Here is a 21274-nt window from a genome sequence, read left to right as displayed (position 1 = left end):
GCTGCCGCTTGCCGCGGCCAGATGGAAAAGGTGACCACCATGCCGCAATCGGCCGAAAAAGTTCTCGACCATGCTCCCCTGTTCCGCGAGCCGGAATACAGACAAATGCTTGCCGAGAAGAAACTGAATTTCGAATGTCCGCACCCTGATCAGATCGTCACCGATCAACGCGAATTGACCAAAACTTGGGAATACCGCGAAAAGAACCTCGCTCGCGAGGCGCTCGTCATAAACCCCGCCAAGGCCTGCCAGCCGCTCGGTGCGGTGTTCGCGGCCGCGGGCTTCGAGCGCACCATGTCTTTCGTCCACGGTAGCCAGGGCTGCGTTGCCTACTACCGCTCGCATTTGTCGCGACATTTCAAGGAGCCTTCGTCAGCGGTTTCCTCCTCGATGACCGAGGACGCGGCAGTGTTTGGCGGCCTGAAGAACATGGTCGACGGGCTCGCCAATACCTACAAGCTCTACGACCCCAAGATGATCGCCGTCTCGACCACCTGCATGGCCGAGGTCATTGGCGACGACCTGCGCAGCTTCATAGAGAACGCCAAGAACGAAGGCTCGGTCCCGTGCGACTTCGACGTGCCTTTCGCTCATACGCCTGCCTTCGTCGGCAGCCATGTCGATGGCTACGACGGCATGGTGAAGGGCGTGCTGGAGCATTTCTGGAAGGGCAGCGAGCGCTCGCAAGCCGCTGGGACCATCAACATCATTCCAGGCTTCGACGGATTCTGCGTCGGAAACAACCGGGAACTCAAAAGCCTCCTCGACCTGATGGGTGTCACCTATACCGTCATTCAGGACGCCTCAGACCAGTTCGACACGCCGTCGGACGGCGAATACCGCATGTATGACGGTGGCACCAAGATCGAAGACGTGAAAGGGGCACTCAACGCGGAGGCGACGCTGTCGCTGCAGCATTACAACACCCGCAAGACGCTGGAATATTGCAACGAGGTCGGGCAGGCGACGGCATCCTTCCACTATCCGCTGGGTGTCCAGGCGACCGACGAATTCCTGATGAAGGTCTCGGCAATTTCCGGCCAGGAGATCCCCGAGACAATCCGGATGGAGCGCGGCCGACTGGTTGACGCCATGGCGGACAGCCAGTCATGGCTGCACGGCAAGAAGTACGCAATCTATGGGGATCCGGACTTCGTCTACGCCATGGCCCGCTTCGTCATGGAGACCGGCGGCGAGCCGACACATTGCCTCGCGACCAACGGCACATCGGCCTGGGAGGCCGAGATGAAGGAATTGCTTGCATCCTCGTCTTTCGGCCAGGATGCCCAGGTCTGGGCGGGCAAGGATCTCTGGGCAATGCGCTCGCTGCTGTTTACAGAGCCGGTGGACCTGCTGATTGGCAATTCCTATGGCAAGTATCTGGAGCGCGACACCGGCACGCCGCTGATCCGGCTGATGTTTCCAATCTTCGACCGGCACCATCACCATCGCTTTCCCCTCATGGGCTACCAGGGTGGATTACGCGTGTTGACGACGATCCTCGACAAGATATTCGACAAGCTCGATCGCGAGACGAGCGAAACGGGCGTGACGGATTATTCCTATGACCTCACCCGCTAAGCCCGTGCCGGCTTTTCGCCGAGGCCGCCCATCGCCCAATCGACTTCGGAGACTGACGCAATGACCTCGCTCAGTGCCAAGATCCAGGACGTTTTCGACGAGCCCGCCTGCGATAACAACCGCCGCAAGGATGCCAGGGCGCGCAAGGAGGGCTGCTCGAAGCCGCTGACCCCCGGGGCGGCAGCCGGCGGCTGCGCCTTTGACGGCGCCAAGATCGTCCTGCAGCCGATCACCGACGTTGCGCACCTGGTCCATGCGCCGCTCGCCTGCGAGGGCAATTCCTGGGACAACAGAGGCGCAGCTTCGTCCGGGCCAACCCTGTGGCGGACAAGCTTCACAACCGACCTCACCGAACTCGACGTCGTGATGGGGCAGGGCGAGCGGAAGCTCTTCAAGGCGATCCGCGAGATCAAGGAAACATATGCGCCGCCGGCAGTCTTCGTCTATTCGACCTGCGTGACGGCGCTGATCGGCGACGACATCGAGGCCGTGTGCAAACGCGCGGCCGAAAAATTCGGTCTGGCCGTGGTGCCGATCAATGCGCCGGGCTTGGCCGGCTCCAAGAACCTCGGCAACAAACTCGCCGCCGAAGCGTTGCTCGATCATGTCATCGGCACGGTGGAACCCGACGACGCCGGACCCTACGACATCAACATCCTTGGCGAATTCAACCTCTCCGGCGAATTCTGGCTGGTGAAGCCCCTGCTTGATCGGCTCGGCATCCGGGTGCGCGCCTGCATTCCGGGCGATGCGCGTTACATCGACGTTGCATCCGCGCACCGCGCCCGGGCGGCTATGATGGTGTGCTCGAGCGCACTGATCAATCTGGCCCGCAAGATGGAGGAGCGCTGGGACATCCCGTTCTTCGAGGGCTCCTTCTACGGCATAACCGATACCTCGGAAGCACTTCGAAACATTGCTGAGCTGCTGGTGAGGAAGGGCGCCGATGCGGAGATCCTCGATCGCACTGAGACGCTGATCGCTGAGCAGGAGGCGATTGCGTGGAAGAAGCTCGAGGCCTACCGCCCGCGGCTTCAAGGCAAGGGCGTGCTGCTCAATACAGGCGGTGTGAAGTCCTGGTCAGTCGTCCACGCGCTGATGGAGATCGGCATGGAGATCGTCGGCACCTCGGTCAAGAAATCCACAGTCGAAGACAAGGAGCGGATCAAACGGATCCTCAAGGACGAAAACCACATGTTCGAGCAGATGGCAGCGCGCGATCTCTACGCCATGCTCTCAAAACACAAGGCCGACATCATGCTGTCGGGCGGGCGCACGCAATTCATCGCGCTGAAGGCCAAGACACCCTGGCTCGATATCAACCAGGAGCGCCAACATCCTTATGCCGGCTATGATGGCATGGTGGAACTTGTCCGGCAGATCGACCTCGCCATTCATAACCCGATCTGGGGCCAGGTGCGGGAGCCGGCGCCGTGGGATTGCCAGCCTGACTTGGAGGACGATCTGGCGAGCACGAAGAACGGGACCGCGACTGTGAACGCCTTCAATGAATTCGCCGGCGCGACGGCTCACCGCTTCGGCGACCGTTGAGGAAATCCGATGGTCCGCATCCTTCGCAATACCAAATCAGCGGCGGTCAATCCGCTGAAGTCGTCGCAGCCACTGGGTGCCGCCTTTGCTTTTCTTGGAGTCGACGGTGCGATGCCCCTGTTCCACGGCAGCCAGGGCTGCACCAGCTTCGCGCTCGTGCTCTTCGTGCGGCATTTCAAGGAAGCGATCCCCTTGCAGACAACGGCGTTGGACGAGGTGGCAACCATACTCGGCGGAGCGGACCATCTGGAAGAGGCGATCCTCAACCTCAAAACCCGCACAAAGCCAAAGCTGATAGGGGTGTGCACGACCGCGCTGGTGGAGACCCGTGGCGAAGATTGCGCGAGTGATATCGCCAACGTCAAGCTGAAGCACGTGGAAGAGCTCGCGGGTACGGAGGTCGTGCTCGCCAACACGCCCGATTTTGACGGCGCGATCGAAGAGGGCTGGGCCAAGGCTGTCGCGGCGATGATCGAAGGGATTACACGGTCGGGCGAACGGACGCGGCAGCCGAAGAAGATCGCGATCCTGCCCGGATGCAACCTCACTGTCGCTGACGTCGAGCATTTGCGTGACATGGTTGAAAGTTTTGGTCTCAGGCCGGTTATTCTTCCGGACGTCTCCGGCTCACTCGACGGCACGGTTCCTGACCGCTGGGTAACCACTACCTATGGCGGCACCAGCGTCGAGGAAATCCGCGAGCTTGGCACGGCCGCGCAATGCATCGTCATCGGCGAGCACATGCGCCACCCGGCGAAAACGCTGCACGGGTTGACCGGCGTGCCTTACGCGGTGTTCCAGTCGCTGACCGGATTGAAGGCCGTCGACCGGTTCGTCTCGCTGCTATCGGCGGTTTCGGGCGCGGCGGTGCCGGCCCGGGTTCGCCGTCACCGGGCGCAATTGGAGGATGCATTGCTCGACGGACATTTCCATTTCGGAGGCAAGAAAATTGCGATCGCTGCTGAACCAGACCAACTCTATCAACTCGCAACCTTCTTCACCGGCATGGGCTGTGACATCGCGGCGGCGGTCACGACGACCGATCTGTCGAAGATTCTGCAGAAAGTACCGGCGGAGTGGGTTCAGATCGGCGATCTCGGCGATTTGGAAGCTCTTGCAGCGGGCGCGGATCTTCTCGTAACACATTCCCACGGTCGCCAGGCGTCGCGACGCCTTGGCATTCCGCTCATGCGCGTCGGCTTCCCGATCTTCGACCGGCTTGGCAGCCAGCACAAGCTCACAATCCTCTATCGGGGGACCCGCGACCTGATCTTCGATGTTGCCAATATCTTTCAGGCCAACCAGCACGCGCCGACGCCTGAGGCGCTTGATCCATTCCGGAAACGAGAAATGCCAGATGAGCTCCGTTCGTCGCCTCTCACTCGTCACTGACGAGGTTCACGCACCGATGACGGACCGACGGGCAGGCGCATTGCGCGTAGCCATCGCCACGCAAGACATGACGAATCTCAATGCCCATTTCGGGTCGGCCAAGCGCTTTGCTGTCTACGACGTGACGCGCGAGGAGTGGCATCTCGTGGAAGCCGTGGCCTTCGATGACGTTTCCGATGAGAGCGGGAAGCGTCGGACCGAGGGCGATGACCGCGTCACGCCGAAGGTGGAGGCGCTGAAGGGCTGCCATCTGCTGTTTTGTCTGGCCATCGGCGGGCCTTCGGCAGCCAAGGTTATTTCGGCAAAAATCCATCCAATCAAGGTGCCGCAGCCACAAACCATCCAAGAGGTGCTGTTGCGCACGCAGATGATGCTGAGAACGTGTCCTCCGCCCTGGCTGCGCAAGGTGCTGGCCGAAGCTGGTGTCGCCGAAAAGAAACCCTCCTTCGAGGACGAGGACTGAAACGAGGAAAGAGCAAAATGTTTGAAGTCGCGATCAGCCATGCTGTCAACGATGACGAGGCGGCCCTTGCCAGCCCGTTCGTCAAGTGCCTCGTGCGGCTGATCCTTGCTCAAGATTCCCACGGGTCCTGGGACGGCAAAGCGGACGCCGAGTTGCTGGCGGACTTCATCGTCAGCAAGGAACAGCGGCGTACGATTCCGATCATCGGCGATCCCGATCCGGACGTGCTGTGGAGGCTCGACAAGTTTTACACTGCCGTCGCCCTTGCGATCGAGGAGCGCTCCGGCCTGATGGCATCGCCGATGATCGAAATGAGCCATGAGGGGTTCGGGCGCGTGCTTTTCACCGCCGGGCGGCTGGTCGTTCTGTCCAAGACCGTGCGCGACGTCCATCGATTCGGCTTCGAGACGTTCTGCAAACTCGCCGCGGCCGGTACGAAACTGGTCGACGATGCCATCGCAGCCATCGACGCCTATCCCGAGGTGGCACGGGCATGAAACCGATTTTCGAGCAAGAGGATCATGTCAGGCCTTGAGGAGCCGCGATGGCCAGCCCACGCGGCCGACGCGGTCGAGGCCAATTTGGTTCTCGGGGTAGCGCTGATGAAGCCACGCGTCCTGATCTGTTCGCAAGATGCGGAGTTCTATCTGTTCCTCAGCCACATACTGGAGGTGGACGGGTTCGTCAGTGAGCCGGCAGGCGGTGCGAAGGAAGCACTTGCAATGGCCGACGATCGCGACTTCCAGGCCGTGGTGCTGGACTGCGGTTCAACGAGCCTTACCGGGTCCGCAATCTGCGCCCGGCTCAAGCGGGAGCCCCGAACCGGCGGCCTGCCCATCATTGCCCTGATCGCGCCCGGCGCCGAGAACCAGCACCTCGATCTGTTGAAGGCCGGCATTGACGAGAGCTTTGTGCGGCCTGTGGCGCCGGCCAAGCTGCTCGATTGTCTGCGGACGAGGCTGGCGCTGCCGAAGCCGGGTTCAAACGCGATTGAAAACAACAGCTGGCTTTCCTATGGCAGCCTTGAGATGAAGCTCGATGCCCACCGGGTTTGCGGCAATGGCCATGACATCCATCTCGGACCGATCGAGTTCAACGTGCTGCGGCATTTGCTGGAGGCGCCCGGCAAGGTCTTCAGTAGGGACGAGCTGATCGGCGGGGCCTGGCCGGCCAATATCCATGTCGGTGTACGCACAGTCGACGTCCACATCAGTCGGCTCAGAAGGGCTCTGGAGGCGGCCTCGACGGGTATCGTCATCCGTACCGTCAGGTCGGCCGGCTACTCGCTCGAGAAGCTGGACGGCTGAATTGAGTGCCGAGTGTGGTTCCACTCCCTTTCCTCGCGCTGTGAGCCGGTCTTGCGGCCTGAAACGCCCTCAACGGATACTCAGGAAGAAACAGGAAAATGGGCTTTAAAACGGTACTCTGTTTGACCGGCGCTGACCATTCCGATCAGGACGTCAGAACTGCTGCCGGCTTGTGTGCGGAAATCGGCGCACACCTTTCCGTACTGATTATACCCGCTCCGATGCTCCTTATGTCGCATCGGCGGATCGGAGATGGTGTCTCCGAGTGGCCGGCAGGACGTGGACAGGCAATTGCCAGATTGAACGATCGGTTTCGGCAAATCGATCGATTTACACAGGACGCGGTCAGACTGGAAAGACACTCCAGAGATATCCAGAAACTGCTGGAATCTATGTCGCTCGCCTATGACGTTGACACCGACTATTACGATCCGGCCAGCCTCGGTGAAGTGGCACGACAGCGGGCGCTCTGCGCCGACCTCACGATTGTCGGACCAGGGCTCCTCAACGACGAGAATCTCGGACCTCCTGTGGTCAACGGCTGCTTGTTCGATACGGGAAAGCCGGTGCTCGTTGTGCCGAAGGGGGCTGAGGCGACGCTGTGGCCACGGCGCGTCCTGGTCGGTTGGGATTCGCGAGTCGAGGCGTCCCGTGCGGTTCGAGAAGCGCTGGGCCTCCTATGCGTTGCTGAGGAAGTTCGTGTCGCCCTGGTCGATCCGAAGGCCAACTACAACGGGAACGGCGCGGAGCCTGGAGCCGACATCGCTGCCTATCTCACTCGGCACGGTGCTCGGGTGTCGGTTGACCTCCTGCCAAGTGCCGGCAAATCGGCGGCCACGGTCCTTGCGCAGCACGCAATCGACATTTCTGCGGACATGATCGTCATGGGCGCCTATGGCAGCCGTCGGCTGCGTGAGCGGCTCTTTGGCGGTGTGACCAGATGGATCTTTGAAAAGCCGACATTGCCGCTGTTTTTGGCTCGATGACGGTTCCGGACCCGCACCGATGCTGTTCAAAGCTCTACTGTGACGCCTGCATTCATACGTAGAGGGGGCTCCATCGAAATAATCGATCTTACGAAGAGTAACGAACATGAAAAGCATTGCTCGGGAGGCGACGCCCGCCGGAAATCTCTCCAGTCATGCGCAAGGCGGAGGTGGGACGGCCAGAGCGTGACCAGTGTCAGCCTCGACAATGGCGACAGGCTGGAAGTCGGCATCGTCGTCAACTCAGCCGGGCCGAATGCCGGCACGGTGGCTGCCATGGCGGGGCTGGTGTTGCCGGTCGAGCCGCGCAAGCACAACGTCTTCGTCTTCGAGGCGCGCGACAAATATTCTGATATGCCGCTGCTGGTCGATCCGTCCGGCATCTATGTCCGGCCGGAAGGTTCGGTCTATCTCACTGGCGGCGCCGAACCGGAAGAAGGCGACGGCCCGGCCGACCTCACCGATTTCGAGGTCGACTGGCCGCTGTTCGAAGAGGTGATCTGGCCGGTGCTGGCGACCCGCATTCCCGCCTTCGAGGCGATCAAGCCGACACGCGCCTGGGCCGGCCATTACGACTACAACACGCTCGACCAGAACGCGGTGATCGGCCCGCATCCGCAGGTTAAGAATTTCCTCTTCGCCAATGGTTTTTCCGGCCACGGCCTGCAGCAGGCGCCGGCGGTCGGCAAGGCGCTGGCCGAGCTGATCGTGCACGGCGGCTACCGCACGGTGGACTGCTCGGCGTTTGGGTACAGCCGTGTCGCTGAAGGGCGGGCGTTCAGGGAATTGAATGTGATCTAACGCTGGCGGGACAGCCCCGTCTCTGGCCTGCCGGCCATCTCCCCCGCAAGGGGGGAGACCGGCAGCTTCCCTGGCGGCTCCAAACTTCTAGCCTTGGAGATTGGCGAAGGCAGCGATGACGGCCAATCTCCCCCCTTGCGGGCGCGGTCAGCGGGGTCCTTGCCTTTGGCGATGCATGTCGTGGCTGGACCGGGTGAGGTGAGTTCGGCCCGTCTACCCAGCCTCTGCGCCCGCCCCGAAGCCGCTCGCCCGCTCGGCGCTATGAGGGCGCGCTCGCGAGCGGCTTCGCTAAAGCTACGTTACAGCACGTGCAGGGACGCGACCCCAGTGAAGGCATACTCCAGCGTGGCTTCGCCAATTCCGTTCGTTGGCCCGCCTCAAGCCGGTCTTCCAGCCGAAGGCCGAACGCGCCAATTCGCCAGCCAACTCCACCAACGATTGTCGAAATCCGCAACCCGGGGCGGTTCGCTCGAGCTCGCTTGCTTGAGAACGGCACAGACGGGATAGCGAGCATGATGCCGCGGAATGGGAACGCACCCATGCTTGGGTACGAGGGCCCCGAGCCAACGCGCATCGCGCCAATCGGCGTCGTCACGTTCGAGATTCATCACCGGCAGCTCGGCGCTTTTCGCTCGCATATGCGCCGGCACGCCGCTGGCGATCGATGACGCATTTGCCGACGAGCTGCTCGTTCCACGAAAAAGCAATAAGCGCGAGATCAATGGGCAACCTCGTCGGGACCGAAAAGAGCGCTAAACCGGGTTGCTAGATCAATCCAGGGTACCGCGTCGCCGCTCTCTGAAGCTATTCGAACGACCGCCGCCAGATAATCGGTAAAAGCCTTCAGTCTTATGGCGCCTTGCTCTGAGAGGTAGTCAATGGCGTCAAGCCGCTGGTGAACGGCAGCCAGCATATGTTGCACCAAAAGCAGGGAGGATGGGCAGGGGCAATCGCTCTTACTCGCGAGGCGCCTGCACTCACTGCAAAGCGGCGGAATGTCCTCTAAGGCTAGGTCGCCGGAAAGACGTTGTATGAGATTGTCAGTGGCGTTCCACAAATTCGCTCGCATGCAGTACGGAGTGCAGCGTGACGCCATGTTGGGCTAGCAGCGCCGTAGCTCCCTCGTCACGGTCCACGAGGCAAGCAGCGTCACCCACAATGCCGCCGACGCGGCGAACCTCTTCAATCGCCTTCAATATCGACTTGCCGCTTGTGGCAACGTCGTCAACGATCAGGACCACTTTTCCGTCGAGATCTTCTTTAGGCCCAAGTCCTTCAATCACGTCCCTTGTGCCATGGGCCTTTGGAACTTTGCGAACGAAGATCGTGTTTATGGGTTTGTTCATCATCGAGCTGACAGCCGCCATCGATCCGATTACGGGGACCGCTCCCATTTCAAGACCGCCGACGTACTCTGCTTTCACTTGCTCAGCTATTTTTAGGAATTCAAGAGCGGCAAGTTGCGCGCCTCGCGCCACCATCATGGTAGGCTTCATATTGAAATAGATGTCGCTCTCTATGCCCGACGAGAGCGTGTAGCGTCCGAATCGAAAAGAGCGCTCACGGACAATCTCGCGGAGTTCGTCCTTGTCGTGTTGGCCGGAATCAACTGGTCTGAATTTCGCCAGTGCCGCCATAGATCAGACCTCGCCCGTAGGGAAAAAATTGGCTGCGGCATGCACCTAGTCACTACCGCTATGTGGCTTATGCAAGTGTTCGCGGGGTGTGTCAATTAATGTCAATACCGGTGCGACCGTTTCGCGCAGATTTTTCCATTATCGTTATTGGGTGCCTAAGCGTGATCACGGGCTTCGCTACGGCTGGGTAGCCTTGGCTCCTGGCCCTTGCCCAATCTCGGCTAGGCACGGGTTTTTTCGACGCGGGCCGTCTCTTTGAGGATTTGGGCGTTTCATCCTCGTCCCCTCGAGTTCCGCCACGCTCGGCCCCGTTTGCGCCAGCTTCTTAACCAGGTTGCGCATGAGGTGAGCGTTTCGGCCGCCATGTCCGCCCCGTGCCACTCTTGTGGTACGAGTGGGCAAGGCCGCGCTTTTCGTGCAACCTCCTCGTAAAGGCGAGGTAAAGGTCGAGTCGCCGAGAATTTCGTTCATCAGCACGCGGCGCAACATTCGGCTCGCTTCGTCTGACCGACGGTAAAAGCCAGCAGCAAAGTCCAAGGTAGGCCGTAGTCCACCTCCCCTGCAGGCCGAGTCTCGACGCGATATCGGCGACAGGGCGAGCGTCTGCCTCTGAGGCAGACGCCGAACAGCAGACCAAGCCTTACACTGATTTTGGTGGCCTTGAGTTCGCCGACACCGTGACATGGAGCCTATCACGGGCGGGAAGTGCCTGGTGGCAGAACTCGACAAGCGGCGCTAAGTTCTGGACGCCGGCGTTGCTGACCAGGACATCGAGGCGCCCGAAGGTTTCGATCGCCTGCATCAGCTGCTTTCCACCTGCCCCTCTCGCTGGCAACCATTTTCTGTCAACCGATCGATCCCGGACGCCGTTGTTGGACTTCGCTGTGATCAAGATCCGCGGACCACTCTTGCTCCCTCGCGGGCGAACCGCGCTATCCTTGCCGACCCCGCTCGCGGCTTCGGTGATCAGCGCCACCTTGTCGAGAAGCCGGCCACCGGCTCCCCATCGCGTTGGTTCAATGAGATATCACTGTAAAAGTTCATGGTTTCTTCCTTTCCGATGGCGAGGCTAGGCTTTCGCGAGATAGTCGTGGACGACCTTCCCGAGCGCGAGCGTGAGATCTGCGACGAGGTGTACTGCCGAGACTACTTCCAGCACCGGCAGTTCGGCGACGGGGGCAAGCGCATGCGACCAGAGGTTCAGGGCTGCCGGGCCGGTCCAGGCGCCCCTCAAATGGACGTCCTCTAGATGATATTCCACGAGCTCACAGATGCGCGGCGTGCCGTCGACATGCGGGATAATTTTGAGGAGGAAATTCGGTTCAGCGAGCGAGGCCCTCACGCTCGCGAGGTCGGCGGCTCGGTGCTTGTAGCCCATGGTACCCGTCGCGACGCGGACCGGCCCGTAGTCCAGCGTGCCAACAAGGGTATCCGTCTCCGTTCGGAGCGTTGGGCTAGCGAGCTTCTTGGGAAAGCCCCACAACTCGCGTCCGCCCGCTATCGGCGGATGGTCGTCGAGAAACATGCAGTGGGTATAGCTCCCCCTGCGGCCACAGAAGGAGACAGGGATGACCTGTCCGCCTTCCGTGTAGTCGCCGAAGCCCGTCGAGTCCGGCATGCGAATGAACTCGAACTTGACCATAGGCTCGCACACCTGAAGCGGCTCCGGCACAAGGTCGCGCAGTTTCTGCGGATCGGTGCGATATGTGATGATCAGATACTCCCGGTTGCGGAAGCGATATGGGCCGGCCGGGTAGGCCGGGCTGATCAGGGGCATGGCGAAAGCTTTCCCACGGACGGTATCTTGGTGCATGTTCGAAATTCCTTTGTGCTGGATCAGGTGGGGCTTAGATCGGTCTGCATGATGGCGGCGAGGCTCTCCGAGGTGCTGTCGCAGCCTCGTAAGGGATGCATGGCGTAATCGCGCGTAGCCATTTGCGCTGGGCAATTGCCTTGGGGCGCGAGGCGATGGTCGCGGACGCGGTTCCATGGCTCCGGTTGTGATCGAGAGGCAAGATTCGAGGTAAAGTGATTTTGTTCCTCATTTGAAGGCGCTGCTTCCCGTCTGCCCTCGTGGTAGGAGGAGGTGGAGTGGCGGCCAGCTCCGATTTGTCCTCATGACGGGGTTTGCGGATCGACGCGCATGCGCCATGCCAAATGAGAAATCGTTGGTGCCCGCAGGACAGACGGCCTCGGCGAGCCAGTCGAGAGAGAAGGTCTTCGGCTCACGCGGATCAGATACGAATTCCCGAGCACTTGCGGTGGTGTAGCAAGAAGGCCTGCGACGCCACCAAACCTCTGTCGCGAAAATATGGAGGTGACGCGGTATCCGCCGTCTAGCCAGACAGCATACGCAGCATCCGGCAGCACGCACTCGACGGCCTGGCCCCATCGCCGGCTTCAGGAGAAAAGATCAGCTATGAGTCGGCAGGCAGTCGCTGCACGCGGCGGTCAGGTCGTGTAGATCTTCCGCCCACACAGCCGGCGCCGAAATGATGCTAGATGATGAGCCGACGCCAACATTACCGCAGGGGAGACGGCCAAGTCTGTCCTCAAGCGTCTGAAATGCATGTCCAAAAGCTGACAGCGACAAAAAGCATGTCTGGTCCAAAACCACCGGCCGCCTTGGGCGTGAGGTTTCTCGAAGCCTACTCGTGCAGTTGCTACGGCTAAGCGCGCTGGCACGGCCCCGGGATCTACAACGCTTGCAGGCGCTGCGGTTGGGGGTATTCGTGGTTCATGTTTTTGATGATGGCGCCCACATGAATAGCCGCCTTGTCGGAGACAAGTATCGCGATTTGGTTGGTCCCTCGACGCCGACATCCCATCAATTCGATTCGTGGCGAGGCCCATCCCGATATCGCCGACATTATCCCTGCCAAAGCCCTAGTTCGCGCGCGACCGGTGAGCAGCAGGGGTGGAAGCGTAGACCCTAAGATTGTAGAACCACGGCAGCCAGTCGTCGGAGCGCTGATATGCGTGGACGAACGACAGTATCGGAATGTACTCCACGGCGAGGTTACTCTCTGCTCCATGGATTTTGAGCGGCGTCACGTACTGGGCAACCTTTTATGCGACGAATACGGCGATCTCTTTTAAAAGCCCTGCTTTTTGCGAAATCGTCGATCGCATGAATGGAGCGGCTGGTTTTCTGCTTTGCAGGATGTGTGAATTTGCCGATCCAAACGATAGGCACTGACTGATGCCGGCTGACCGCGGCGGGCCTGAAATGCCGACGGCCCTGAAACGGCAAGATGCACATGCCCGCGAAGTCATCGTGTTTTCACGTCACACTAACACGATCCCGTAGGCGCGGCAGTCGGCCTCGACCATTTCCGAGACGAGCTCATCGAAAGTGGTCTTCGGCTTCCAGCCGAGTTTGGTCGGCGGCCTTGGAGGCATCGCCGATCAGCAGGTCAACCTCGATTGGCCGGAAACAGCGTTTGTCGATGACGCTGAAGATGCGCCACATGCGCTCGCCGTGCTTGCATAGAGCTCGTACGCCTCGCGGTGATTCACGATGATCCGGTAGGCGTAGAGCTCCGCCACCGCATTAGGGCGAGCGTGGTAGCTTGGCGATGTTCCTGACGGTGACCTGATCCAACTGGCATCTCCTCTATTGCACATAGTCTGCATCTTCACTTCGCCCGTCGGGGCAGATGCGGCGATTCATCTCGAACACTGTCTTCGAACGAATTCGAACGTGCGCGTGATCAGCGGTTCCACGTCAATTGCACCTGAAGAGAGCACGGAACACAGCGTGGACAACATGGGCATAGCGAAACACGTGTTCGACGCGCGCTTCGCGCCACCGCATTCCCGACGAAACCATACTGCCTCCTCAAGCCGAGACATTGCTATCACACGGCATTGGCGGCTGGCAATATTAGATTATTGCATTCTTGCAAGAAATAACTTAGCCTGCGTATGCTTCTTCACCCGACTCGGTCGCGATGTCGGCCTTAAAGAACAACCACGAGGATTCGCATGGCCGTAAGATTGCTTCACCAGACCGACCTCTTTCGTCCCTATATCGATCCCGACGATCACTGGGACCTTGCTTGCGTCTATGCTCTTGCCGCATCGGGCCAGCTCGAGCTCGGCGGCGTACTGGTCGACTTCCCGCCCGATCACTACCCAGGCCGCAGTCCGGACGTCACCGGCATTGCACAGCTAAGCTACCTCACCGGATTGCCGACCCACATGGCTGTCGGCTCCTCCGTGCCCTACACGCATGACCGGGAGTCGCTCAATGCCCTTCCCAGGCGGGACCGCGCCGGCGCCGAGTTCCTTCTCAACTATCTTCGCGACAGCGAAGGACCGGCTTACATTAGCATTGTCGGCTCCTGTCGCGATCTCGCCGTTGCGGCAAAACTTGATCCAGACCTTTTCCGTAACAAATGTGCCGGGATCTACCTCAACGCGGGCACGGGCCATCCCGATGTGGCGCAGCAGGGAGGTACAGAGTACAACGTTGTGCTCAATGCGGCGGCTTACGCCGCCACGTTCGACATCCCGTGCCCGATCTACTGGATGCCGTGCTTCGAGGACCTGAGGTCGGATTTCAGCGAGACAAAGGTGAAGCGGTTCGGTACCTTCTACGGTTTCAACCAGAGCGAAGTCCTGCCAAAGTTGTCGCCCGTCCTGCAAAGCTACTTCACCTACTCCCTCGAGGCCCGAACGGATGCACGCTATCTACAGCCGCTACTTTCTCCGAGCAGCGATGTATCGAGCTCCTACACAATCCAGGCTTATCGCCCTATGTGGTGCACCGCAGGCTTTTTCCACATGGCATCCCAAGCCGTGGACAAGTTGGGTAACATTATCGCGGGGCCCGACGCAGACGATGCGGTTTTTGGCTTCCGCCCCGTCGACATCAAGTGCGATACGAATGGGGTCACGACGTGGACCGACGCCGTTTCGGGTTCAAATCGCTTCCTGTTCGAGGTGAAGGATACCGATAACTATGCTAGCGCCATGACTGCTGCCATGACCACGCTATTGGCGAATATTCGGTAGTCGTAAGCCGAACCAGTGCTCGCCCATTGCAACTCGACCTTTCCGCCGCTCGTGACTGTCGCGAATGAGTGGTCGGGTTTTTGGCATAGCAGCGGCGGCCCTCGCCGTGGCCGCAAAATGACCGATCGGCGCTAACACCACGTGTTATCCTGGCTGCGTTGCGGCGCAGACAGGAAGCTGGTGGGTAACGAACCTCCCCGTTGCCCACCGGCCCACTTCTCGAGATGCGAGGTGCCGTCGCGACGACACCTCCTTTGTACAAGCTAAGGCTCTCGGGCGGCTTCCTGCGCCACATGAAACAAGGCAGCGTTCGACAGGGGGAAGCTCGATGACAGCAATCGACGATCTCTCGGCGTGCGGCGCAGTCCAGACGAGGTTTGGGCACATCTCTCTGCGACGGCCCTACCAAGGAGTGAAGCCGACCTCTGCCAACGTTGTTGACGGCGCGCGTGTCAGCGCTTTTGCACACGAACGCCCTAGGTGCCATGCACGCCGTGCGTCGAGGCGAGGGCGGCCCCCTTCGTCTCGGAGTGTTTGCGTCTTTGTCCTTAGCTTCGTACGCGCTATGCCGGCCGGTATCCGTCGTTATCCGGCCCGCAGAGATGCATGGATGCGCCGAGCCTCGCCTCTGCCGAGCGAGGGCTGAGCGCCTTCTTGGAAAATCTGTCGGCCAGCAGGCACTGCATGATGGGGTGGCGTTCAGAGGGGCCGAGCGAGGTCGTGCTTCCGGACGAGGAGCGATACGGCATCTTCGTCGAGAGCGCGAAGATTGATGTCGCACACTGCCCCTCCTCACGCCTTCGACGCCCGGTTTCATTCCACCTGCAGCTGGCGCATTCATGTCCCACGCGACTAGTCTTAGTCTAGATCCGTGCACGGACACAAACCTCGTCCTTTGGGTCTAGATTCTGCAACTGAAGGGCTGTCCGCCAGCCTGACCGACCTCCACGCGGAAGAGGTTGCCGGACTCGGGATATCGAAGAAGTTCATCAGACGATTGCCTGGTTTGCCGTGAGGTTATGAACAGCGTTCTTAGGTCTTCCCCGCCAAGTGCCACACAGGTCGGCGCCATACTCGGCAAATCCACGCGATCTGTGAGGTGACCGTTTCGATCGATACGCACGACACAGCCGCCTCGTAGCCTGGCGCTCCAGTAGCCCCCTTCAATGTCTACGGTGGCGCCATCGGGCGATCCCGGGGCGATGTTCGGGCCTGCCAGTGGGCCTATCTTGGCAAGACCCGCAAATTGCGGAGCCACGGCGAAACGCCGGATGGTGCCTTCCGTTGTGTCGGTAAAGTACATGATCCGGCCGTCGGGCGAAAAAGCCAGTCCGTTGGCCGCCGCTACGCCACCAAAGAGCGTGACGATCTTGCCATCGGGCGCGATGCGATAGACGCTTCCGACCGGCTCACGGCCGCGTTCATTGTATGTGCCCAAGACGATTCCGCCGTAAGGATCGATCGCGGCGTCGTTGACGCGGGTTTGCGCGAGATGCGGCTCGATTTCGGCCACTTGTGAGAAGTCGGTAAAGGTCGGGTCGGTGATAACAATAGACTTAGGAAAGCCGAGCACGAAGCCGCCACGCTCGCGTGGAAAGACGAACGCAGCACGATCGGGAAGTTGCCGCACTGCCGCGACCCTCCCGTTGTCGTCCCAGCGGAACACGCACTTTGCTTCAATATCAGTCCACCATAGCCTCTGGTCCGATGCGCTCCAGTTGCATCCTTCGCCCAGCAGGTTGTGGCAATCGAATGCCGTGCGTGCGTGATGAAGCCGCATCACTTTGCACTCTGTAGATTCCGCTTCCGCAGTTGGGCAGGATCGACAGCGAAGGGCTGGAGCTTTTCGTGGTCGAATACCACCCCATGTCCGGGCGCCTCAAATGGGAAGGCCACTCCGTTCTCGAGCCGAAGCGCCGTCTGAAGCACACCCATCTCGGAGAAGCTTCCGCCGTGCACGCATTCGAGGATGTCCGCGTTATCGATCGCACACATCACTGCGACGGAGAGTTCGGACATGTAATGAGGCGCCATGTTGCGGTGGAAGGAAGCTGACAGATTGGCAATCTTCAGCCACTCGCTAACACCCCCAACTCGGCACACGTCCGCTTGGACGATGTCTACGGCATTAGCCTGTAGATAGTCAGCAAATTGATGCCGCGTGTATAGGCTCTCACCGATCGCAATGGGCAGCGACACGAAACGGCGCAGGTCGGCGTGCCCACGAACATCCTCGGCATGGAGAGGCTCTTCGATCCAGCCAAGGTCGAACGCGGCTAGTTTTTGCAGTCGGGTCATGCAGTCGGCGACATTCCAGCGCTGGTTGGCATCGACGAACAGTCGTCGCGTGGGGCCGATCAGTTTCTTCACGGCTGTGATACGGTCGAGATCTTCTTCCGCGTTGTCCCGACCGATCTTGATCTTCACTGCCTTGTGGCCCTGCGCCAGGAACCCTTCGACCTGGTTGAGTAGAGCGTCACTGTCGAGGAAGAGGTCGATGCCACTGCCATAGGTGGGGATACTGTCACGGTGCGCGCCAAGCAGACGGAATAGTGGAACATCGTGCCACTTGGCCGCGATATCCCATAGCGCGATGTCGATCGCGCCCAATGCGAGGGTGTTGATGCCCCCGGTGCCGCTGCGGTGCAATTGGCCATACAGGAACGACCAAAGTCGCTCAACCTGTCGCGGATCTTGTCCGACAATCATCGTTCGGCAATAATCATCGATCAGCGCGAGGATGGCGCTTCCGCCGATCCCTGTCGTGTAGGCAAAGCCCTCGCCAACGATTCCAGCGTCTGTGGTCACGCGGGTGATGATGAATTCGAGGTTCGCAACGCGGTGTGTGGCGTCCTCCCAGGAGACCGTCGGCGGAATGTGATAGAGACGGGAGGCGACATCGATGATTTTCAAGGCACGATTCTCCCAGCCGTCGTGAGAACTTCGGGGTTCGACAGAATGCCGGGTTTGCCGGCCAAGAGCCGCTGTAGATTTTGCACAATGCTGCGGGTGTGACGTACACGCATTTCTTCGGTCCACGCGGCGATATGAGGCGTCGCAAGGACGCGCGGATGGGTAACAAGCGGATCCCTTGCCGAAGGCGGCTCTGTGTCAAAGACGTCTAGCGCGGCCCCAGCTATCTGTTCGCAATTCAAGGCCTGTAGTAGCGCGCCAGTGTCGATAAGGCCTGCCCGACCTGTGTTGATGAGATACGCGCCGCGCCCCATCCGACCGAGCTGGTCTGCGCCGATCATGCCGCGCGTTTGCGTGCTGAGCCGCGCGTGCAAGGTTACAATTGCCGAGCGTGCCAGAAGTTCGTCGAGTGAGACCGGTTCGACCCCGAGGCTTCTTAACTCGGCGCTGTCGACATATGGATCATGTACGATAGTGCTCATGCCAAAGCCGGAAAATTTTTCCGCGACGACACGGCCGATTGCCCCAAAGCCGACGATGCCGAGTGTGCGGCCATGGAGCTCAATGCCGGTGAATGCGAGTTGCGGAGAACCCGCGCCGCGACCCCATACCGTGCCGCGATAAAAGTCCTCCCCGGCGTCGAAGTCAGGGGGGCGGGATCTAATCCATGCACCGGCAGGGATAAGGTGTCGAGTAAGCCCCAGTGCGAGAGCAACCGTGAACTCTGCAACCCCGTGATCCGTGCGCCCGACAGTGTGCAAGACGGCGATCCCGCGCGCCGTTGCGGCCGCCACATCGATGTTCGCTTCCGGGGCCGAGCGCACTGACAGGATCACGCGAAGCTGAGGTGCGGCAGCCAGCAGCGCCTCGTCAAAGCACTCATATCCCGCTATTACAACTTCGGCATCAGCAATTGCCTCCATTAGCTGCTTGCGATCACAGAACCACTCGCCGGCTGCCCAGCCGAGCAATTTGAGCTCGCTCATGTCGCGGAGCGAGGCGATGCCCTCCGGGCTGAGATCTGCTGTGGCCAGGACGCGAGGTCGGCCACTGATCAATCTGATGGCGTCTGGGCTACTAGGCATCGAGGAGATAAACCGGATGATCACATTCTTCGCCTTGCGCGGTCACGACCGGAACGATTTTCGATTCGTTGATGCGCGCACAGAACTCCACGTCGTTCTGCCGACAGTTGCCGATGAAGCGACGACCGGTCATCGAGCCCAATAACACCTTCACGGCACTATCTTGCGAGATTGTGAAGCCGTGAGCGAGCGACGCCGAGTCGTCTAGTTTGACAGCGCCACCGTTCGAAAGGTCACAAAACCGTGAAACGATCATGCCGGCGCAATAGCTGTCCTCAATCGCAATACGTGAGTTTCGCAGCTGGCCTGAACAGATTATGGTGATGTCTGTTTTGCGCGATGAGGCCTCCGAGAGCGCACGCCGGGCAACCGCATCCAGGTTTCGCAGCGAACCAATCAGTATCAAGGCTGCGCCTTCGCGAACTGCCGCGAGAATGGCTGGCGTGCCATTTGCCGTTGCCAGCATCGCGGAGCGCCCCGACAGATCGAGTCGCGACAGGAGGGACGGCGAGGGCTCATGATCAAATCCGAGGGGCGTTGATCCATCATCCAACTCCGCGCAAATAACGCCATTCTCACCCACGGCGGCGCGTGCTTTGGCGACGTCCGAGCGAAACCCTCCGACAAACACACGATTGCTGCCGGCGTCGAAAAGTCCGACGAGAGCTGTCGTGGCGCGGATCACATCCACGACAATGCACACGTCTCCGGCAATAGCCAGGGGACTGGTGGGAAGGAAAGCAACCTTGATCTTCATGCGCAGGCCGTCCGATCTTTCATCAGTTGTGAAATCTGACTCTCCTCGGGCAATGCCGGAACCACGAGCTTTTTCGTGACTGCGAGGGCGCCCGCCGCAGTGCCGCGGCGAACGGCCTCAGCGAGGGTCAATCCACTGGCCAGCCCTGCAGCGAGTGCCCCATTGAATGCATCCCCGGCCCCCGTGGTGTCGACGACGTTGACCGGATAGCTCGCGATTTTGATTATTCCGTCAGGACCGGCAATCAGGGCACCATCCGCGCCCAGTGTCATTACGACGTACCCCACGCCGAGACCGCGTAGTCTTGCCGCTATTTCGGCGTCGGCCTGCCGATCGTGCGCGCCGAGCCCCAGCAGAATGCGCGCTTCGGACTGGTTCGGCGTTAGGATGTCAACGTCGGCAAGGATCTCCTTCGGCAGGGCGCGGCCAGGTGCAGGATTAAGGATTGTCGTCAATCCCCGCGCCTTGCCGATGGCAAGCGCGCGGGCCGCCGTCTCGACTGGGATCTCGAGCTGCGTGAGCAGGATGCCCGGGCTCTTCCAGGTGGCTGCGAAGGCTTCGACATCGGTCGCCGTGAGCCGCGCGTTGGCGCCGGGATCGGTGATGATGCGGTTCTCGCCTGCGGCGTCGAGAATGATGATCCCGGCCATCGTTGGCGTCTCGGCCATCTGCCTAACCGCCGAGCAGTCGACCCCTTCGGCGCGCCAGAGTTCCAGTGCCTCGTCACCGAATTTGTCGGCGCCAACGCCCGCCAGCAGTTTGCATCTGGCGCCGAGTCGCGCAGCTCCGATGGCCTGATTAGAGCCCTTGCCGCCATTTCCGAAGGCAAACCCCGACCCCAGCAGGGTTTCGCCCGGCGCTGGCACGTCGCCCACAATCCAAAACGCGACGCCGTACGAGCCGACGACATAAACTTCGCAGGTGGGCATCATCTACTCCGGGCGATCAATTGGCGTGGGTGAGCGATCGAGGCGCTCTTGCGCTCGATCCAGCCGGTGTAAATGTAACGATCGGCGCGGTAGGATGAGGACGAAAAGTAAATAACCCGATCGCTCGTGTCGAAAGCGGTACGGTCGATTTGCAGCACCGCAGTGCCGCTCGACACCTCAAGTGCTTTTGCCAGCCTGGCACGCGCGGCGCCGGCCCTTATCTCCTGCCTGGCTCGCGCAAGAGCCACACCAAGCTGCCGCTCGATAATTTCTGTGAAAGAGGTGTCGGCAAGGTCGAGCTTTTCCATCTGGCGTCCGATTGCCGCGGCAAACGAAACCGTCTCAACCGCCACGACTTCATCGTCGATGGTTCGCAGGCGCTCAATGGTCAGCACCCTCTCATCGGTCGGCACGTTGAGAGCGGCTGCAACCACCGCGTCAGCGGAACGCCAGGCGACCGTCACATGCCTGGTACCCGGCCGGAATCCACGCGCCACGGCCTCTTCCGAAAATCCTGAAAAAGTGAGCAGGTCCCGGCCGATGTGACGCTTGGCAACGAACGTCCCCTTGCCTGCGCGTCGGTAAAGCAAGCCTTCACCGACAAGGGCAAGCACGGCCTGCCGCACCGTGCTGCTGCTGAGTTCGTGCTGCTTCATCAACTCCATCTCAGTGGGGAGTTGATCGCCAGGGTTGAAGACGCCGCTCTCGATCTGAGACCGAATGATATCGGCGAGCTGAATGTGCAATGGTGTTCTACCGGGCTGAACCATGTGGCCTCCTCAATGCGAGTCATTGCTATCACACGGCGTTGGTGTCTGGCAATATTCGGTTATTGCATTCTTGCAAGAAATGG

17 protein-coding genes and 1 pseudogene are annotated in these 21274 nt (G+C 60.4%); 9 read left to right on the top strand and 9 right to left on the bottom strand.

What is annotated here, in order from left to right; all coding sequences use genetic code 11:
- The first annotated feature begins 39 nt into the window (after positions 1-39).
- The 8 genes and pseudogenes from nifK to JN302_RS33970 all read left to right on the top strand — a co-directional run.
- Positions 40-1581: a nitrogenase molybdenum-iron protein subunit beta gene (gene nifK / locus JN302_RS34005; protein ID WP_202330538.1), complete on the top strand. Its 1542-nt coding sequence runs from the start codon at positions 40-42 to the stop codon at positions 1579-1581.
- A 60-nt stretch (positions 1582-1641) separates the two neighbouring features.
- Positions 1642-3132: a nitrogenase iron-molybdenum cofactor biosynthesis protein NifE gene (nifE, locus tag JN302_RS34000; protein ID WP_202330537.1), complete on the top strand. Its 1491-nt coding sequence runs from the start codon at positions 1642-1644 to the stop codon at positions 3130-3132.
- Positions 3133-3141: 9 nt separating this feature from the next.
- Positions 3142-4524, top strand: a complete 1383-nt coding sequence (gene nifN / locus JN302_RS33995; protein ID WP_096453646.1) for a nitrogenase iron-molybdenum cofactor biosynthesis protein NifN — start codon at positions 3142-3144, stop codon at positions 4522-4524.
- The gene (nifX, locus tag JN302_RS33990) at positions 4490-4987 is read left to right on the top strand and encodes a nitrogen fixation protein NifX (RefSeq protein WP_010913613.1); all 498 of its coding nucleotides are present in this window, start codon (positions 4490-4492) and stop codon (positions 4985-4987) included. Before nifN ends, nifX begins: the two co-directional genes overlap by 35 nt.
- Positions 4988-5004: 17 nt before the next feature.
- The gene (locus JN302_RS33985; protein WP_027056525.1) at positions 5005-5484 is read left to right on the top strand and encodes a NifX-associated nitrogen fixation protein; all 480 of its coding nucleotides are present in this window, start codon (positions 5005-5007) and stop codon (positions 5482-5484) included.
- 24 nt (positions 5485-5508) lie between these two features.
- Complete coding sequence (locus tag JN302_RS33980; protein ID WP_027056524.1) at positions 5509-6294, top strand: response regulator transcription factor; 786 nt, start codon at positions 5509-5511, stop codon at positions 6292-6294.
- Positions 6295-6392: 98 nt separating this feature from the next.
- Positions 6393-7280, top strand: coding sequence for a universal stress protein (locus JN302_RS33975; protein WP_010913616.1), 888 nt, complete (start codon positions 6393-6395; stop codon positions 7278-7280).
- Between the two features lie 177 nt (positions 7281-7457).
- Positions 7458-8081, top strand: a pseudogene (locus JN302_RS33970) (NAD(P)/FAD-dependent oxidoreductase); the annotation flags it as partial.
- Positions 8082-9121: 1040 nt separating this feature from the next.
- On the opposite strand, the gene pyrE reads toward JN302_RS33970, so the two are convergent.
- The 3 genes from pyrE to JN302_RS40085 form a co-directional block, all read right to left on the bottom strand.
- On the bottom strand, positions 9122-9718 hold the full coding sequence (gene pyrE / locus JN302_RS33965; protein WP_202330536.1) for an orotate phosphoribosyltransferase: 597 nt from the start codon (positions 9716-9718) through the stop codon (positions 9122-9124).
- 1069 nt (positions 9719-10787) lie between these two features.
- Entirely contained in the window at positions 10788-11531 is a 744-nt protein-coding gene (locus JN302_RS33960) for an acetoacetate decarboxylase (RefSeq protein WP_202330535.1), read from the bottom strand.
- Between the two features lie 1533 nt (positions 11532-13064).
- Entirely contained in the window at positions 13065-13190 is a 126-nt protein-coding gene (locus JN302_RS40085) for a hypothetical protein (RefSeq protein WP_446720694.1), read from the bottom strand.
- A 515-nt stretch (positions 13191-13705) separates the two neighbouring features.
- Between JN302_RS40085 and JN302_RS33950 the strand changes: the two genes are divergently transcribed.
- Positions 13706-14737 (top strand): hypothetical protein, encoded by a 1032-nt coding sequence (locus JN302_RS33950; protein WP_202330534.1) that lies wholly within the window; start codon positions 13706-13708, stop codon positions 14735-14737.
- 901 nt (positions 14738-15638) lie between these two features.
- Here JN302_RS33950 and JN302_RS33945 read toward each other — a convergent pair.
- From JN302_RS33945 to JN302_RS33920, 6 genes are read right to left on the bottom strand one after another with little or no spacing between them, the layout of a single operon-like run.
- Entirely contained in the window at positions 15639-16517 is an 879-nt protein-coding gene (locus JN302_RS33945) for an SMP-30/gluconolactonase/LRE family protein (RefSeq protein ID WP_210382571.1), read from the bottom strand.
- Positions 16517-17650, bottom strand: coding sequence for a mandelate racemase/muconate lactonizing enzyme family protein (locus JN302_RS33940; protein ID WP_202330532.1), 1134 nt, complete (start codon positions 17648-17650; stop codon positions 16517-16519). The genes JN302_RS33945 and JN302_RS33940 overlap by 1 nt, the downstream gene beginning before the upstream one ends.
- A complete protein-coding gene (locus JN302_RS33935; RefSeq protein ID WP_274609295.1) occupies positions 17647-18735 on the bottom strand; it encodes an NAD(P)-dependent oxidoreductase in 1089 nt (362 codons plus the stop codon). Before JN302_RS33935 ends, JN302_RS33940 begins: the two co-directional genes overlap by 4 nt.
- Positions 18728-19492: a 2-phosphosulfolactate phosphatase gene (locus JN302_RS33930; protein ID WP_202330530.1), complete on the bottom strand. Its 765-nt coding sequence runs from the start codon at positions 19490-19492 to the stop codon at positions 18728-18730. Before JN302_RS33930 ends, JN302_RS33935 begins: the two co-directional genes overlap by 8 nt.
- Complete coding sequence (locus tag JN302_RS33925) at positions 19489-20424, bottom strand: ribokinase (RefSeq protein ID WP_202330529.1); 936 nt, start codon at positions 20422-20424, stop codon at positions 19489-19491. The genes JN302_RS33930 and JN302_RS33925 overlap by 4 nt, the downstream gene beginning before the upstream one ends.
- On the bottom strand, positions 20421-21191 hold the full coding sequence (locus JN302_RS33920; protein WP_202330528.1) for a GntR family transcriptional regulator: 771 nt from the start codon (positions 21189-21191) through the stop codon (positions 20421-20423). Before JN302_RS33920 ends, JN302_RS33925 begins: the two co-directional genes overlap by 4 nt.
- Between the last annotated feature and the right edge of the window lie 83 nt (positions 21192-21274).

The organism is Mesorhizobium sp. L-8-3 (genome assembly GCF_016756615.1).
Classification (GTDB): Bacteria; Pseudomonadota; Alphaproteobacteria; order Rhizobiales; family Rhizobiaceae.
Note: the sequence above shows the minus strand (reverse complement) of the source record. Positions and strands in the feature narration are given on the sequence as shown.

Coding starts and splice junctions, on each gene's coding strand:
- nifE (WP_202330537.1), top strand. CDS start 1,642: ATGACCTCGCTCAGTGCCAAGATCCAGGACGTTTTCGACGAGCCCGCC.
- nifK (WP_202330538.1), top strand. CDS start 40: ATGCCGCAATCGGCCGAAAAAGTTCTCGACCATGCTCCCCTGTTCCGC.
- JN302_RS33945 (WP_210382571.1), bottom strand. CDS start 16,517: ATGCGGCTTCATCACGCACGCACGGCATTCGATTGCCACAACCTGCTG.
- JN302_RS33960 (WP_202330535.1), bottom strand. CDS start 11,531: ATGCACCAAGATACCGTCCGTGGGAAAGCTTTCGCCATGCCCCTGATC.
- JN302_RS33975 (WP_010913616.1), top strand. CDS start 6,393: ATGGGCTTTAAAACGGTACTCTGTTTGACCGGCGCTGACCATTCCGAT.
- nifN (WP_096453646.1), top strand. CDS start 3,142: ATGGTCCGCATCCTTCGCAATACCAAATCAGCGGCGGTCAATCCGCTG.
- JN302_RS40085 (WP_446720694.1), bottom strand. CDS start 13,190: ATGTGGCGCATCTTCAGCGTCATCGACAAACGCTGTTTCCGGCCAATC.
- JN302_RS33985 (WP_027056525.1), top strand. CDS start 5,005: ATGTTTGAAGTCGCGATCAGCCATGCTGTCAACGATGACGAGGCGGCC.
- JN302_RS33930 (WP_202330530.1), bottom strand. CDS start 19,492: ATGAAGATCAAGGTTGCTTTCCTTCCCACCAGTCCCCTGGCTATTGCC.
- pyrE (WP_202330536.1), bottom strand. CDS start 9,718: ATGGCGGCACTGGCGAAATTCAGACCAGTTGATTCCGGCCAACACGAC.
- JN302_RS33935 (WP_274609295.1), bottom strand. CDS start 18,735: ATGCCTAGTAGCCCAGACGCCATCAGATTGATCAGTGGCCGACCTCGC.
- JN302_RS33950 (WP_202330534.1), top strand. CDS start 13,706: ATGGCCGTAAGATTGCTTCACCAGACCGACCTCTTTCGTCCCTATATC.
- JN302_RS33925 (WP_202330529.1), bottom strand. CDS start 20,424: ATGATGCCCACCTGCGAAGTTTATGTCGTCGGCTCGTACGGCGTCGCG.
- JN302_RS33980 (WP_027056524.1), top strand. CDS start 5,509: ATGTCAGGCCTTGAGGAGCCGCGATGGCCAGCCCACGCGGCCGACGCG.
- nifX (WP_010913613.1), top strand. CDS start 4,490: ATGAGCTCCGTTCGTCGCCTCTCACTCGTCACTGACGAGGTTCACGCA.
- JN302_RS33920 (WP_202330528.1), bottom strand. CDS start 21,191: ATGGTTCAGCCCGGTAGAACACCATTGCACATTCAGCTCGCCGATATC.